A 244-nucleotide genomic window follows, 5' to 3' on the forward strand; every position below is an offset into this window, starting at 1 on the left:
GATCAACGCCCTCAGATACCCAATAAACCTTGTTATCAGCGCGATGCCAGACTTCCCAAACGCTACCCTTCAACGACTTATCATCATTGCCGCGTTCTTCGTCTTCACGCTTTTTGGAAAGCTTTACGTCCTTGTAAACATCGCCGGATGCCTTTAGAAAGCGCTTGCGCAACTCCTTACGTGTCATCCATGCACGGCGAGCAACCCAACCAACCTCGGACCATTTACGGGCAGGCTCATGCAG

1 protein-coding gene is annotated in these 244 nt (G+C 51.2%); it reads right to left on the minus strand.

Annotation, left to right across the window (positions count from 1 at the left end; translation table 11 throughout):
• Window positions 1-187, minus strand: a 187-nt coding sequence (locus tag Q5762_RS39375; protein ID WP_315897127.1) for a hypothetical protein, incomplete at its 3' end; no start/stop codon positions are given.
• Window positions 188-244 lie beyond the last annotated feature (57 nt).

The sequence above is a fragment of the Streptomyces sp. P9(2023) genome (assembly GCF_032436795.1).
Taxonomy (GTDB): Bacteria; Actinomycetota; Actinomycetes; order Streptomycetales; family Streptomycetaceae; genus Streptomyces.